Origin of the sequence: Pseudomonas defluvii (assembly GCF_001695625.1) — a bacterium.
GTDB lineage: Bacteria > Pseudomonadota > Gammaproteobacteria > Pseudomonadales > Pseudomonadaceae > Aquipseudomonas > Aquipseudomonas defluvii.
Window position 1 is genome coordinate 1 of record NZ_MBPN01000009.1, and the last position, 13,624, is coordinate 13,624.

12 protein-coding genes are annotated in these 13,624 nt (G+C 60.9%); 10 read left to right on the top strand and 2 right to left on the bottom strand.

The window, feature by feature from the left end:
• Positions 1–220 precede the first annotated feature (220 nt).
• The 6 genes from EKA13_RS04255 (at position 221) to EKA13_RS04280 (ending at position 7,623) form a co-directional block, all read left to right on the top strand.
• Positions 221–1,576 carry a M16 family metallopeptidase gene (locus EKA13_RS04255; RefSeq protein ID WP_065758165.1) on the top strand — a complete coding sequence of 452 codons (1,356 nt, stop codon included), beginning with the start codon at positions 221–223 and terminating at the stop codon, positions 1,574–1,576.
• A complete protein-coding gene (locus EKA13_RS04260; protein WP_065758166.1) occupies positions 1,569–3,065 on the top strand; it encodes a M16 family metallopeptidase in 1,497 nt (498 codons plus the stop codon). The genes EKA13_RS04255 and EKA13_RS04260 overlap by 8 nt, the downstream gene beginning before the upstream one ends.
• Positions 3,065–3,658 (top strand): 16S rRNA (guanine(966)-N(2))-methyltransferase RsmD, encoded by a 594-nt coding sequence (rsmD, locus tag EKA13_RS04265; RefSeq protein WP_065758167.1) that lies wholly within the window; start codon positions 3,065–3,067, stop codon positions 3,656–3,658. Before EKA13_RS04260 ends, rsmD begins: the two co-directional genes overlap by 1 nt.
• Positions 3,659–3,777: 119 nt before the next feature.
• A complete protein-coding gene (locus tag EKA13_RS04270; protein ID WP_065758168.1) occupies positions 3,778–5,130 on the top strand; it encodes a M16 family metallopeptidase in 1,353 nt (450 codons plus the stop codon).
• The gene (locus EKA13_RS04275) at positions 5,123–6,565 is read left to right on the top strand and encodes a M16 family metallopeptidase (protein WP_065758169.1); all 1,443 of its coding nucleotides are present in this window, start codon (positions 5,123–5,125) and stop codon (positions 6,563–6,565) included. The genes EKA13_RS04270 and EKA13_RS04275 overlap by 8 nt, the downstream gene beginning before the upstream one ends.
• 59 nt (positions 6,566–6,624) lie before the next feature.
• Positions 6,625–7,623: a hydrolase gene (locus EKA13_RS04280; protein WP_065758170.1), complete on the top strand. Its 999-nt coding sequence runs from the start codon at positions 6,625–6,627 to the stop codon at positions 7,621–7,623.
• Here the strand turns inward: EKA13_RS04280 and EKA13_RS04285 are convergent.
• Positions 7,620–8,474: a sulfurtransferase gene (locus EKA13_RS04285; RefSeq protein ID WP_065758171.1), complete on the bottom strand. Its 855-nt coding sequence runs from the start codon at positions 8,472–8,474 to the stop codon at positions 7,620–7,622. The two genes, EKA13_RS04280 and EKA13_RS04285, sit on opposite strands and share 4 nt — an antisense overlap.
• Before the next feature lie 51 nt (positions 8,475–8,525).
• On the bottom strand, positions 8,526–9,191 hold the full coding sequence (locus EKA13_RS04290) for a TetR/AcrR family transcriptional regulator (RefSeq protein WP_065758172.1): 666 nt from the start codon (positions 9,189–9,191) through the stop codon (positions 8,526–8,528).
• A gap of 154 nt (positions 9,192–9,345) precedes the next feature.
• On the opposite strand from EKA13_RS04290, the gene EKA13_RS04295 reads away from it, so the two are divergent.
• The 4 genes from EKA13_RS04295 to coaD all read left to right on the top strand — a co-directional run bounded on the left by EKA13_RS04295 (position 9,346) and on the right by coaD (position 13,545).
• Complete coding sequence (locus EKA13_RS04295) at positions 9,346–10,782, top strand: coniferyl aldehyde dehydrogenase (protein ID WP_065758173.1); 1,437 nt, start codon at positions 9,346–9,348, stop codon at positions 10,780–10,782.
• Between the two features lie 59 nt (positions 10,783–10,841).
• The gene (locus tag EKA13_RS04300) at positions 10,842–11,333 is read left to right on the top strand and encodes a twin-arginine translocation pathway signal protein (RefSeq protein ID WP_065758230.1); all 492 of its coding nucleotides are present in this window, start codon (positions 10,842–10,844) and stop codon (positions 11,331–11,333) included.
• A 21-nt stretch (positions 11,334–11,354) separates the two neighbouring features.
• The gene (locus tag EKA13_RS04305; RefSeq protein ID WP_065758174.1) at positions 11,355–12,953 is read left to right on the top strand and encodes a GMC family oxidoreductase; all 1,599 of its coding nucleotides are present in this window, start codon (positions 11,355–11,357) and stop codon (positions 12,951–12,953) included.
• A gap of 112 nt (positions 12,954–13,065) precedes the next feature.
• Positions 13,066–13,545, top strand: coding sequence for a pantetheine-phosphate adenylyltransferase (coaD, locus tag EKA13_RS04310; RefSeq protein WP_065758175.1), 480 nt, complete (start codon positions 13,066–13,068; stop codon positions 13,543–13,545).
• The last annotated feature ends 79 nt before the right edge of the window (positions 13,546–13,624 follow it).

Sequence of the window (13,624 nt, forward strand, 5' to 3'; positions counted from 1 at the left end):
TATCTCAGGGTAGCGATGCGCCACTGTGGCGCCTCAAAAAATTCTTTCAACGCAGAACAGACTATGTTTAAACCGGCTTGTTCATGCGCACATTTTGTCGAGAAGCCTTCGGGCTTGAACCCCGACAGGCATGGTCGTCTGGCAACCGGATCAGTATCCTAGCACCTCCTCGCCCGCAGACGCTAAGACCAAGCGGGCAGTCCTACAGGTTGAACAACGAATGAATGCTCTAGCCCGCCGTGCCACTGGCCTGCTGCTCAGCACAGTTATTCTGCCGTTCGCGGCCTTTGCCGCCGATCCGCAGCCCACTCACGAGTTCACCCTCGACAACGGCCTCAAAGTGGTCGTGCGCGAGGACCACCGCGCGCCCGTGGTGGTTTCGCAGGTCTGGTACAAGGTGGGCTCCAGCTATGAGACGCCGGGGCAGACCGGTTTGTCCCATGCCTTGGAGCACATGATGTTCAAGGGCAGCGAGAAACTTGGCCCTGGCGAAGCTTCTCGCATCCTGCGTGACCTGGGCGCCGAAGAAAACGCCTTCACCAGCGATGACTACACCGCCTATTACCAGGTGCTGGCCCGCGACCGTTTGCCGGTGGCCTTTGAGCTGGAAGCCGACCGCATGGCCAGCCTGCGCCTGCCTGCCGACGAATTCAGCCGTGAAATCGAAGTCATCAAGGAAGAGCGCCGCCTGCGCACCGACGATCAGCCGACTGCCAAGGCGTACGAGCGGTTTAACGCGATGGCTTACCCGGCCAGTGGCTACCACACACCGACCATCGGCTGGATGGCCGACCTTGAGCGCATGACCGTCGAAGACCTGCGCCATTGGTATCAGTCCTGGTATGTGCCGAACAACGCCACCTTGGTCGTGGTCGGCGACGTCACCCCGGACGAGGTCAAAACCCTCGCCCAGCGCTTTTTTGGTGGTATTCCCAAGCGTCCGGTGCCCTCGGCCAAGCTTCCGCTGGAACTGGCCGAGCCTGGCCTGCGCCAGCTGACGCTGCATGTGCGCACCCAGTTGCCGAGCCTGATCTACGGCTTCAACGTACCGAGCCTGGCAACCGCCAAGGACCCGCGTACCGTACACGCCCTGCGCCTGATCTCGGCCCTGCTTGATGGGGGCTACAGCGCCCGCCTGTCTACCCGCCTCGAGCGTGAGCAGGAACTGGTTTCCGGGGCGTCTACCAACTACGACGCCTTTGCCCGTGGTGACAGCCTGTTCGTGATTTCGGCCACGCCCAATACCCAGAAGAACAAGACCCTGGCCGACGTCGAGGCCGGTATCTGGAAGCTGCTCGAAGAGCTGAAGACCACGCCGCCGTCGGCTGAAGAGCTTGAGCGTGTTCGAGCCCAAGTGATCGCTGGGTTGGTCTACAACCGCGACTCTATCAGCAGCCAGGCCACCACCATTGGCCAGTTGGAGACGGTTGGCCTGTCCTGGAAGTTGATCGACAACGAACTGGACGAGCTGAAAAACGTGACCCCGGCTGACATCCAGAAGGCCGCGAGCACCTACTTCACCCGCGAGCGCCTGAGCATCGCCCACGTATTGCCCGAGGAAAAGGCTCATGAGTGAGCGCACGACTCCCCGTTACACCCTGATGGGCCTGGGTATCCTGCTGGCGGTGGCACTGCTGGCATTCTTCCTGGCCCGCCCTGCCCAGTCCGATAACGCTGCAGTCGCAGAACAACCGGCGGCAAAGCCAAGCAATACCTTGCAGTCGCTGGCTGAGCTCGACGACAAGGCGCCGAGTCGCCGCCAACTGGATATCCAGACCTGGAACACCGCTGAGGGCGCCAAGGTGCTGTTCGTCGAAGCCCGCGAGCTGCCGATGTTCGACCTGCGCCTGACTTTCGCTGCAGGCAGTAGCCAGGATGGCGATGCCCCTGGCTTGGCGACCCTGACCAATGCCATGCTCAATGAAGGCGTTGCCGGCAAGGACGTCAGTGCCATTGCCGAAGGTTTCGAAGGCTTGGGGGCCGATTTCGGTAACGGCGCCTACCGCGACATGGCTGTTGCCACTTTGCGTAGCCTGAGCAGCACGAGCAAGCGTGAGCCTGCGCTCAAACTGTTCGCTGAGGTGGTCGGCAAGCCGACGTTCCCGAGCGATGCACTGGCGCGAATCAAGAACCAGTTGCTGGCGGGTTTCGAGTACCAGAAACAGAACCCCGGCAAACTGGCGAGCCAGCAACTGTTCGAACGCCTCTATGGCAGCCACCCCTACGCTCACCCGAGCGATGGCAATGCCAAGAGCATTACCCCGATTACCGTCGAACAACTGCGTGCTTTCCATGCCAAGGCCTACGCCGCAGGTAACGTCGTGATCGCACTGGTGGGTGACCTGAGCCGCGAAGACGCCGAAAAGATCGCTGCCCAGGTATCTGCCGCGCTGCCTAAAGGCCCGGCACTGGCCAAAGTCGCCGAGCCGAGCGAGCCCACGCCGGGCGCCAGCCATATCGACTTCCCGTCCAAGCAGACCCACCTGCTGCTCGCCCAATTGGGCATCGACCGCAACGATCCGGATTATGCCGCGCTGATGCTGGGTAACCAGATCCTGGGTGGCGGTACATTCGGCACGCGGCTGATGAGCGAAGTACGGGAAAAACGCGGCCTGACCTACGGGGTGTACTCCGGGTTCACGCCGATGCAGGCACGTGGGCCGTTCCTGATCAACCTGCAGACCCGCGCCGAACTCAGCGAGGGCACCCTGAAACTGGTTCAGGACATTCTGCGTGACTACCTGAAAACCGGCCCTACCCAGCAAGAGCTGGACGACGCCAAGCGTGAGTTGGCCGGCAGCTTCCCGCTGTCCAATGCCAGCAACGCCAGTATCGTTGGCCAACTGGGCGCTATCGGCTTCTACAACCTGCCGCTGACCTACCTGGAAGACTACATGCAGCAGTCCCAGAGCCTGACCACCGAGCAGGTCAAGGCGGCGCTGAACAAGCACCTGGTGGCTGACAAGATGGTCATCGTTACGGCGGGGCCGAGTGTGCCGCAAAAGCCTTTGCCACCCCCTACAGACAAACCCGCCGAGCAACCGCTCGGTGTTCCGGAGCATTAATGGCCAGTCCATCCGCAAAACCGGCCCGTGCCCACAATGGCCAGGGCCAACTGCGCATCATTGGCGGCGAATGGCGTAGCCGTCGTCTGAATTTCCCCGACGGCCCAGGCTTGCGCCCGACCCCGGACCGGGTGCGAGAAACCCTGTTCAACTGGCTGGCTGCCTACATCGAAGGCGCGCGTGTGCTGGATGCTTTCAGTGGCAGCGGGGCGTTGTACCTTGAGGCGTTGTCGCGCGGTGCCGCCTCTGCGGTAGCGCTGGACAACAATCCGGCTGCGATTGCCAGCCTCAAGCAGAACCTGGAACTCCTGCGTTGCTCGCTTGGCCAGGTGATCCAGAGTGACGCCCAGCGTTACCTGCAGGGCGAGCCAGGTGCTCCCTTTGATGTGGTGTTTCTCGATCCGCCGTTTCACCAGGACCTGCTGAGCACGACCTGCAGCCTGCTTGAAGAGCGCCAATGGCTGGCGCCACGCGCGTGGATCTACACCGAGAGTGAGACCGCGCCGTCGAGCCTGCACATGCCCGGCAACTGGCGGTTGCACCGGGAGAAAAAGGCCGGCCAGGTGCACTACGCGTTGTGGCAGCGCAGCTGATCGCACATCAGGCCCGCCGCTCGGCGGGCCTGACACCTCAATAACTATCTACACCCATCCCCTTTGGCAGAACACAGAAGCTACTCCGGCAATTGATGCCACTTTATGGAGTACTTCCCATGATCAAAAAAACCTTGCGATGGGCGCTCGCCTGTCTTGCCCCCGGCCTGCCGCTATTGGCAACGGCCAGTGAACCCGCCCCCTTGCAGCACTTCACCCTCGACAATGGCCTGCAGGTTATTTTGCGAGAAGATCGCCGTGCCCCTCTCGTTGAATCGCAGCTGTGGTACCACGTCGGCTCCAGCTACGAATACCCCGGCCAATCGGGATTGTCCCATGCACTGGAACACTTGATGTTCGAGGGCAGCAGCAAAATCGGCCCCGGCCAGATTGCAAAGATATTCGGCCGCATCGGGGCCACGGAAAACGCCTTCACTACACATGACGCCACGGTTTTTCACCAGACCTTGCCCAGCGACCGGCTTGCAATCGCCCTGGAGGCAGCCGCTGACGCGATGGAAACTGCGCGTTTGGGCGCAACGGAATATGCGCGTGAGATCGAGGTAGTAAAGGCTGAGCGCCGCCGCCGCGTGGACAACGCGCCGATCATGTTGGCTCAGGAACGGGTCCAGGCCCACGCCTATGCACAGAGCAGCTACCGGACGCCGACAATTGGTTGGGCAAACGACCTTGAACAGATGCGCGTCGAGGAGCTGCGGCAGTGGTATCGCGACTGGTATGTCCCCAACAACGCCACCCTTGTGGTGGTGGGTGACGTAAACCTTGAAACGCTTAAACCCTTGGTTGAGCGCTATTTCGGCGCCATTGCGCGCCGAGACACTCCGGTGAAGAAAGTGCCTCGCGAGCAGGGTAGCGTGGGCGAGCGTCGCCTGGACCTGCGCCTGCCCCAGTTGGAGCCTGGCCTGATACTGGCCTTTAACGTCCCCAGTGCTGCAACGGCTGAAGCGCCTCATCTGCCCCTGGCATTGCGCCTGATTCCTCAGATACTCACGGAAGGCTTCAGTTCACGCATGAACGCCCAACTGATCCGTCATGAAAAAATGCTGTCCTATGTACAGTCTTCCTACGAGCCCTACCGGCGCGGCGACACACTGCTGACGCTGGATGCGTTCCCAAACCCGGCCACCCAGCCCGCATTGGCTGACGTCGAAATGCGGATCTGGGAAATGCTCGAAGCACTCAAGTCCACGCCACCTACAGCAGCCGAACTGGCACGTGCCAAAGCGCGTTTGATCGCTTCGCAGGTGTATGTCCGCGACGAATTGGGTGCACAGGCCGACGCCATCGGCGAGTTCGTCGGCAGCGGTTTACCGCTGACCTACCTCAACGACGAAATCCAGGCACTGCAAGCTGTTACCGCCGAGGATGTTCAGCACGCCGCCCAAAGCCTGTTGACGCGTGAGCGTTTGACCATTGCCCATCTGCAGGCCAAGGAGGCCGACCATGAATAACCTCAAGGCACGTATGCGTCATGGCGTGATTGGCGTACTAAGCGTTGCGCTCTTCACCCTGATGACCTCTACCGCCGCAACAGCAACGGACGAACTGTTCGGTGGGCTTACCTCGCCTCACGAGATTGATCTGCTCAGCCACCCCGAGATAAAGCAGGACATTCAGACCTGGCGTACCGACGCAGGCACTCAGGTGCTATTCGTGCATTCGCCTGGCCTGCCCATGTTTGATCTGGTGCTGAAGATTGATGCCGGCAGCGTCCGGGATGGCGACACGCCCGGGTTATCAGCGCTTACCGTGAGCATGCTCAACGAAGGAACCAAAGACTACAACACCGACGAAATTGCCGAACTGTTCGAGCGGCACGGCGCTAAGTTCTCGACCCGTTACGAGGCGGACTCTGTCTCTGTTTCGCTGCGCAGCCTGAGCGCTGCCGAGCACCGTATACCGCTGGTTGAGCTGTTCGCCGAGGTGGTTGGCAAGCCCGCACTGGGCGCCACTCAGTTGCAGCGGTTGAAAGGGGAGATGCTCAATCAGTTGAACGATGACAACAATTGGATGCCGTTTTTCCTGAAGAACGAGTTATATGCCCAGCTCTTTCGTGGCCACCCCTACGCCCAGCCGTCAGGGGGCACGCCAGAGGGTATTGCAGCGGTTACCCGCGAAGCCTTGCACAGGTTTCATAGCCAGACCTACACCCCCCAGAACATGGTCATTTCACTGATCGGTGATCTGGCGCTGGAGGAGGCCAAGGCCATTGCCGAAACCGTTAGCCAGGCGCTGCCCGAGGGGCCGGCTCAACCTCCGATTGCCAGTACGCCAGAAGCTGAGCCTGAGGTTCTGCATTTTGAGCGCCCGAATGCACAAACCGATGTCATGCTGGCATTTCCGAGCGTCACGCTAGACGACCCGGATTACGTTGCCATGGAGATTGCCAGTATTTTATTGGGCAACCATCCCAACGCACGTCTGACGAATGAACTGCGCCATAAACGTGGGCTGACCTATGGTGTTGTGGCCACGTTCATGCCGTTCAAGGCAGGCGGTTCGTTGCAGATCAAATGGGATGTAGAGCCTCGCTACAACGAGGCTTCTCAAGCGTTGGTCAGTGAGATGCTGGAGACATTCCTGCGTAACGGCCCCACCCAGGAAGAGCTGGACCTGGCCAGACAGCTATTTCGTAGCGAAGCGCTCAACTCAATTTCGGTCAACGCCCTCGCGGTGCGGAAAATTTCTGCCATAGGCTTCAACGGTAGGCCGCTTGATTACATTCAGCGGCAACAGGAAGAGGCTTTCGCCTTGACGCCAGAGGCTGTCAGGCTTGCCGTAAATCGCAACTTAGACCTTAAGAAGTCGGTGTTCATCAGTGTTGGTCCCGAGGTGCCTCAGGAGCCGTTGCCCGAGCTATTGTTGATTACACAAGCCGACGAATAGTGGCGGTACAACGATTATGGTTTGTGGCAACTTAGTTGACGCCAGAAGAGGAATCGAAGTTGCCCCAGAGCCTCAATACACCCGTATTTCGCCCAGCCCCCGGGCTGGGCAACCCCCATCTGCAAACCTTGTGGGGACCGCTATGGCGCAAGCTCGCCCAGCCGTCACGCAGCCGTGAGCGACTTTGGTTAAAGGACGGTGATTTTCTCGACCTGGACTGGTACGGCCCGCACCGCATTGATGCTCCCCAGGTACTGCTGCTACATGGCCTGACGGGGTCCTCATCATCGCCCTATATCCTCGGCTTGCAGCAGGCACTCGCGGAGCAGGGCTGGGGCAGTGTTGCGGTGAACTGGCGAGGCTGTTCAGGCGAGCCGAACCTGTTGCCGCGCAGCTACCACTCTGGCGCCAGCGAGGACCTGGCCGAAGTCATTACTCATGTGCAGGTTCAACGTCCCGTCGCACCGCTCTACGCTGTCGGTTACTCCTTGGGTGGCAACATACTGCTCAAGTACCTTGGGGAAACCGGCACGTCCTGCCCTTTGCAAGCCGCCGTGGCGGTTTCGGTACCGTTTCGCCTGGATCAGTGTGCCGACCGAATTGGCCAGGGCTTTTCGCGGGTGTATCAAGCCCATTTCATGCGCGCGATGCGGGCTTACGTGAAAGACAAGCAGCGGCATTTCCAGCGCCACGGCCATCAGGAGGGTTTGTCGGCTATCGAGCGCCTGGGGTCACTGGAGCATTTGCGCACGTTCTGGGATTTTGACGGCAAGGTCACTGCGCCGCTGAACGGCTTTGCCGACGCCCATGACTATTACCGGCGTTCATCGAGCCGTTACTTTCTCGGGGAGAATCGGACGCCAACGCTGATCATCCAGTCCAGCGATGACCCCTTCGTGTTTCGCCACAGCCTGCCGGGTAACAACGAGCTGTCGACGCAGACCACTCTGGAACTGCATGCCCACGGTGGGCATGTCGGTTTTATCGACGGGAGCCTGCGCCACCCCGGCTATTACCTGGAGCGGCGCATTCCGCAGTGGTTGGCCAGCGGTGCTTAATCGCCGGTGGCGACAGCGTTTTGCGGGTCGGTAATCCACTCGCTCCAGGAGCCGGCGTACAGCGTTGCCAGCGGGTAACCGGCCAGGCACAGGGCAAACAGGTTATGGCAGGCGGTCACGCCTGAACCGCAATAGGCCACCAGGTTTTCTGGCTGACGCGCGCCCAGAACAGCAGCAAAGCGTTGGCGCAACTGCTCGGCCGGCAGGAAACGGCCATCAGCGCCCAGGTTATCGGTGAAGGCTGCGCATTGGGCGCCCGGGATATGCCCTGCGACCGGGTCGATAGGTTCTACTTCGCCACGGAAACGCGGCAAGGCACGGGCATCAAGCAAGGTCAGTTCCGGTGAACCCAGACGTTTGTTCAGTTGCTGCGCCGAAACCAGCATGGCCTGATCCGGTTTGCCGGAAAAATGTCCTTCTCGTTTTTCTGCGGGGTCCAGGCTCAACGGCAACCCTGCGGCGTGCCAGGCCTTGAGCCCGCCGTCGAGCACGTAGACGCCACTGCGCTTGCCCAGCCAGGCCAACAGCCACCAGGCTCGCGCGGCAAAGGCGCCCGGGCCATCGTCATAAAGCACGACGTCACTGTCGTTATCCACGCCCCAGCTTTGCAGGCGTTCAATCAACCTCCCTGGCTGGGGGAGCGGGTGACGTCCACTCACGCCCTTGACCACCGGGCCGCTAAGGTCGCGCTCCAGATCGGCGAAATGCGCACCGGCGATATGCCCTCCGGCATAACTGCGCTGACCGTAATCGACATCGTCCAGGGCAAAGCGGCAATCGAGCACCACCAGCTTTGGCTGTTCGAGCCGTTCGGCCAGTTGCTCAGGGCTCATCAGTTGCGCGAGGGGCATGACCATCTCCTTATTGTTCAAACTAGGGGTGAGTAGCAAAGGCTGGGGGCGTCACTGCTCCAGTGCCTTGTTCAGCGAAACGTAGAATTCTTCACACAGGGCATCCACTGCCGGGCGCGCCTGGGCGGTGACGAAGCCCAGCTCAAGTACCAGCACCTGATAAACGCCACGCTTGAACGCTTCCTCACTCAGGTGCGCGGAATGCTCGCGGGTCGTGCAGAGAAACCGCACCCAGGAGGTCAGCACGATCCAGGCGTTGAGCGTCAGCGACTCGATCTGTACGGCGTCCATCGCAACGATGCCGGCTTCGACGAAACCGCGATAGATCGCCTGCCCCTGCAGCAGGCAGCGTTGAGAAAAGCGGCGGTAACGCGAGGCCAGTTCCTGATCGCTGTCGAGCAGGTGCTCAAGGTCGCGGTGCAGGAAGCGATAGTTCCACATCGCGGCCAGCAATTCCTTGAGGTAGAAGCGCTTGTCTTCCACGGTCGCCATCCGCCCTTCGGGCGGGCGCAGGAAGCTGTCCACCTGTTCTTCGTACTGCGTGAACAATACGGCGATGATTTCCTGCTTGTTGGCAAAGTGGTAGTACAGGTTTCCGGGCGAAATCTCCATGTGAGCGGCGATGTGGTTGGTACTCACACTGCGCTCGCCTTGCTGGTTGAACAGCTCCAGGCTGTTCTGCACGATGCGTTCGCGGGTATTGATTCGTGGGGCCATGGGTCAGCTCCCAAAACATGAGCTTGAATGATTAGGCCCATCTTACGGTTTATCGACCGCAGGATGTACCCGGCCAGAGGCTTTTAAAATTGGTACAACAGTGCAATATTAGAGCATTAGCTCTATTCATATTGCCCCTGTCGTGGAGCACTGCATGACCGTCGACACTGCCAGTACGCTACCGCTAGCCACTGCACTTGATGCAATGAACGCGACCTTTGCCGCTCAACGACAGGCCTTTGCCGGTAACCCGATGCCGCCTGCGGCCCAGCGTCGGCAGTGGTTGAAGCACCTGCGCCTGGCGCTGTTGGAGCATCAGGACGAACTGGTCGAGGCGATTGGCTGCGATTTTTCCACGCGCAGTGCCGATGAAACCCTGCTGGCCGAACTGATGCCCAGTGTTCAGGGCCTGCGCCATGCCGAGCGACACCTGCAGCGCTGGATGAAAGCAGCTCGGCGCCCGGTCGGCCTGGCGTTCCAGCCTGCCCGTGCGCGGGTGGAGTACCAGCCATTGGGCGTAGTCGGGGTGATCGTGCCCTGGAACTACCCGCTGTTTCTTGCCATAGGCCCGCTTACCGGCGCTCTGGCAGCTGGCAACCGGGTGATGCTCAAGCTTAGCGAAGCCACGCCGGCCACTGGCGAACGGCTCAAAGGCCTGCTGCAGAAGGTCTTTCCCGATGACCTGGTCAGTGTGGTGTTGGGCGAGGCCGAGGTTGGCGAGGCGTTCTCGCACTTACCGTTCGACCACCTGTTGTTCACGGGCGCGACCTCCATCGGGCGCAAGGTCATGCAGGCCGCCGCACAAAACCTGACCCCCGTGACGCTGGAACTTGGGGGTAAATCCCCGGCGATCGTCTCGGCGGATGTACCACTGGAGGCTGCAGCCGAACGGATTGCTTTTGGCAAAACCCTGAATGCCGGGCAAACCTGTGTTGCCCCGGACTATGTACTGGTGCCTGAACAGCGCTTGGCCGGGTTTGTCGACGCCTACCGCAAGGCGGTACAGCGGTTCTATCCACAGATCGCAGGTAACCCGGACTACAGCGCCATCATCAACACGCGCCAGTTGGCCAGGCTCAACGACTACCTCAGCGATGCGCGCGACAAGGGCGCACAGGTGCTCGACCTGTACCCCGGGGAGCACAGCGAGGGCCGGCAGTTGGCACCTCACGTGCTGCTGCAGGTCAACGACGACATGCGGGTCATGCAGGACGAAATCTTCGGCCCGCTGTTGCCCGTTGTGCCCTATCGCCAGCTTGACGATGCCCTGGCCTACGTCAACCAGCGGCCCCGCCCGCTGGCGCTGTATTACTTCGGCTATAACCGCCGAGAACAGCAGCGCGTGCTGGAGCAGACGCACTCCGGTGGGGTGTGCCTGAACGACACCCTGTTGCATGTTGCTCAGGATGACCTGCCGTTCGGTGGCGTCGGCCCTTCTGGCATGGGCCATTACCACGGGCATGATGGTTTCCTGACCTTCAGCAAGGCCAAGGCGGTGCTGGTCAAGCAGCGATTGAATGCGGCGCGGCTGATCTACCCGCCTTATGGCAAGGCCCTGCAAAAGCTGGTGTACAAACTGTTCATCCGTTAATCCGGCGATCACTTCCAGGCCCAATAACAATGACGACATGCCTGCCTGACCTGCACACACTGAACCGGCGCAGTCTGCTCAAGCTGGGGCTCGGCGCCACCGCGCTACTTGCCACGGTTGGGCTGGGTGGTTGCACACCGGCGCCGTCGGCCAAGGGCTTGCAGGTACTGCGCGACAGCGACCTGCCGATGTTGCGGGCGCTGATCCCCGTGGTTCTGGAAGGCACGGCTGCAGTGCACGTGGTGGAGGCGGTGCTGCGCAGCCTGGATGACAAGCTCGCCTCCCTCTCCCCAGCCATGCTGAAACTGACTCGGCAGCTACTCGATGTGCTCAGCCTGCCCCTGACCCGAGGCCCGCTCACCGGCGTATGGGGCGCGTGGGATCAGGCAAGTAGCGAGCAGATCCAGGCTTTTCTGAAACGATGGCAGCACAGCACCTTCGACCTGTTACGCATGGGGCATGGCTCGCTGCTTCAACTGTTACAGATGGCGTGGTACAGCCTGCCCGATGCGTGGGCCGACTGTGGCTACCCCGGCCCGCCGAAAATCTGACCCCTTATCCAGAGCACCGACATGCCCGTACCCGATCTGTTCCGCGAAGGCCTGGCCCGCGGCTGGAAGACCTACGACGGTTCGACACTGAGCCAGGATCTGACGCTGGAAGCCGATGTAGCCATCATCGGCAGCGGTGCCGGTGGCGCCACCACCGCCGAGTTGCTCAGCGCTGCCGGGCTCAAGGTGTTGCTGATCGAAGAGGGGCCGTTGAAGACCAGTAGCGACTTTCACCTGCTCGAAGACCAGGCCTATGCCAACCTCTATCAGGAGGGCATCGGCCGCATGAGCAAGGACGGCGCCATTACCATCCTGCAAGGCCGGGCGGTCGGTGGCACGACGCTGATCAACTGGACCTCAAGTTTTCGCACGCCGGCGCAAACCCTGGACCACTGGGCCACCGAGCACGGGGTCAAAGGCCACAGTGCCGAAGCACTGGCGCCATGGTTCGAACGCATGGAAAAGCGCCTTGGCATTGAACCCTGGGCCATGCCGCCGAATGCCAACAATGAGGTGCTGCGCCGCGGCTGTGAGCAGTTGGGTTACGCCTGGAAGGTCATTCCTCGCAATGTGCGTGGCTGCTGGAACCTGGGCTATTGCGGTATGGGGTGCCCGGTCAACGCCAAGCAGTCGATGCTGGTCACCAGTATTCCGGCGACGCTGGAGCGCGGCGGCGAGCTGCTGTACCTGGCCCGTGCCGAGCGGCTGGTGCATAACGGCGAACGTATCGCGCAGTTGGAGTGTGTGGCCATGGACAGCCGCTGCGTTTCGCCCACGGGCCGGCGCATCACCATCAAGGCGCAGCACTATGTGCTGGCCGGTGGCGGTATCAACAGCCCGGCCTTGTTGTTGCGCTCCGATGCGCCAGATCCACATCAGCGTCTCGGCAAGCGCACCTTCTTGCACCTGGTCAATTTCAGCGCCGCGCAGTTCAAGGACACCGTGAACCCGTTTTACGGCGCCCCTCAGTCGATCTACTCCGACCATTTTCAATGGCGCGATGGCGTTACCGGGCCCATGGCCTACAAGCTGGAGGTGCCGCCCCTGCACCCGGCACTTGCCAGTACCCTGCTAGGTCACTTTGGCCGCGAGAATGCCCTGCGCATGGCGCAACTGCCGAACACCCATGTCATGCTGGCCCTCATGCGTGACGGCTTCCATCCACAGAGTGTCGGTGGCGAGGTGTCGCTGCGTGATGATGGTTCACCCGTGCTCGACTATTCGATATCCGACTACACCTGGGATGGCCTGCGTCGCGCCTTCCACAGCATGGCCGAGATCCAGTTCGCAGCTGGTGCCGAGGCGGTTCTGCCGCTGCACAGTGACGCGCATTACGTGAAAAGCCTGGCCGAAGCCCGGCTGATGATCGACGGCCTGAACCTCGAACGCTTTCTTGTCCGCTTGGGCAGCGCCCATGTCATGGGTGGCTGCGCCATGGGTGAAGACCCGCGCCAGGCGGTGTGCAATAGCCTTGGCCAGCATCATCAATTGGCCAATCTGTCGATTCACGACGGCTCGTTGTTCCCCACCAGCATTGGCGCCAACCCACAGTTATCGGTGTATGGCCTGAGCGCCAGGCTCAGCGATGCCTTGGCCAAGCGCCTGTCGAAAGGCGGGTGACAAGCCTTATTCATGCTGTCTATAGTGCCATCAGCCTGTGCATGCGACTTGGCCGACTGCAGAGGCTGCGCTACCATCCGACTCCCCAACGCACTCCTGCCAGGACGACGCGATGAACCGAGTGTTGTACCCAGGGACATTCGACCCTATTACCAAGGGCCATGGCGATCTGGTCGAACGCGCCTCGCGCCTGTTCGACCACGTGATTATCGCGGTTGCCGCCAGTCCCAAGAAGAACCCGCTGTTCCCACTGGAACAACGGGTCGAGTTGGCGCGCGAGGTCACCCGTCATTTGCCCAATGTTGAAGTCATTGGCTTCTCCACGCTGCTGGCGCATTTTGCCAAGGAGCAGCAAGCCAATGTCTTCCTGCGAGGTTTGCGCGCAGTGTCCGACTTCGAGTACGAGTTCCAGCTGGCGAACATGAACCGCCAATTGGCGCCGGATGTCGAGAGCCTGTTCCTGACGCCCTCCGAACGCTATTCGTTTATCTCCTCCACCTTGGTGCGTGAAATCGCAGCCTTGGGTGGAGACATCAGCAAGTTCGTTCACCCAGCGGTGGCCGACGCCCTGACCCAACGCTTCAAGAAGTGATTCTTCCGGCCTGAACCGAGCGCCCGCGTGCATCGCGGGCGCTAATGCGGCACAATTACGCACATTGGTTTTCACATGC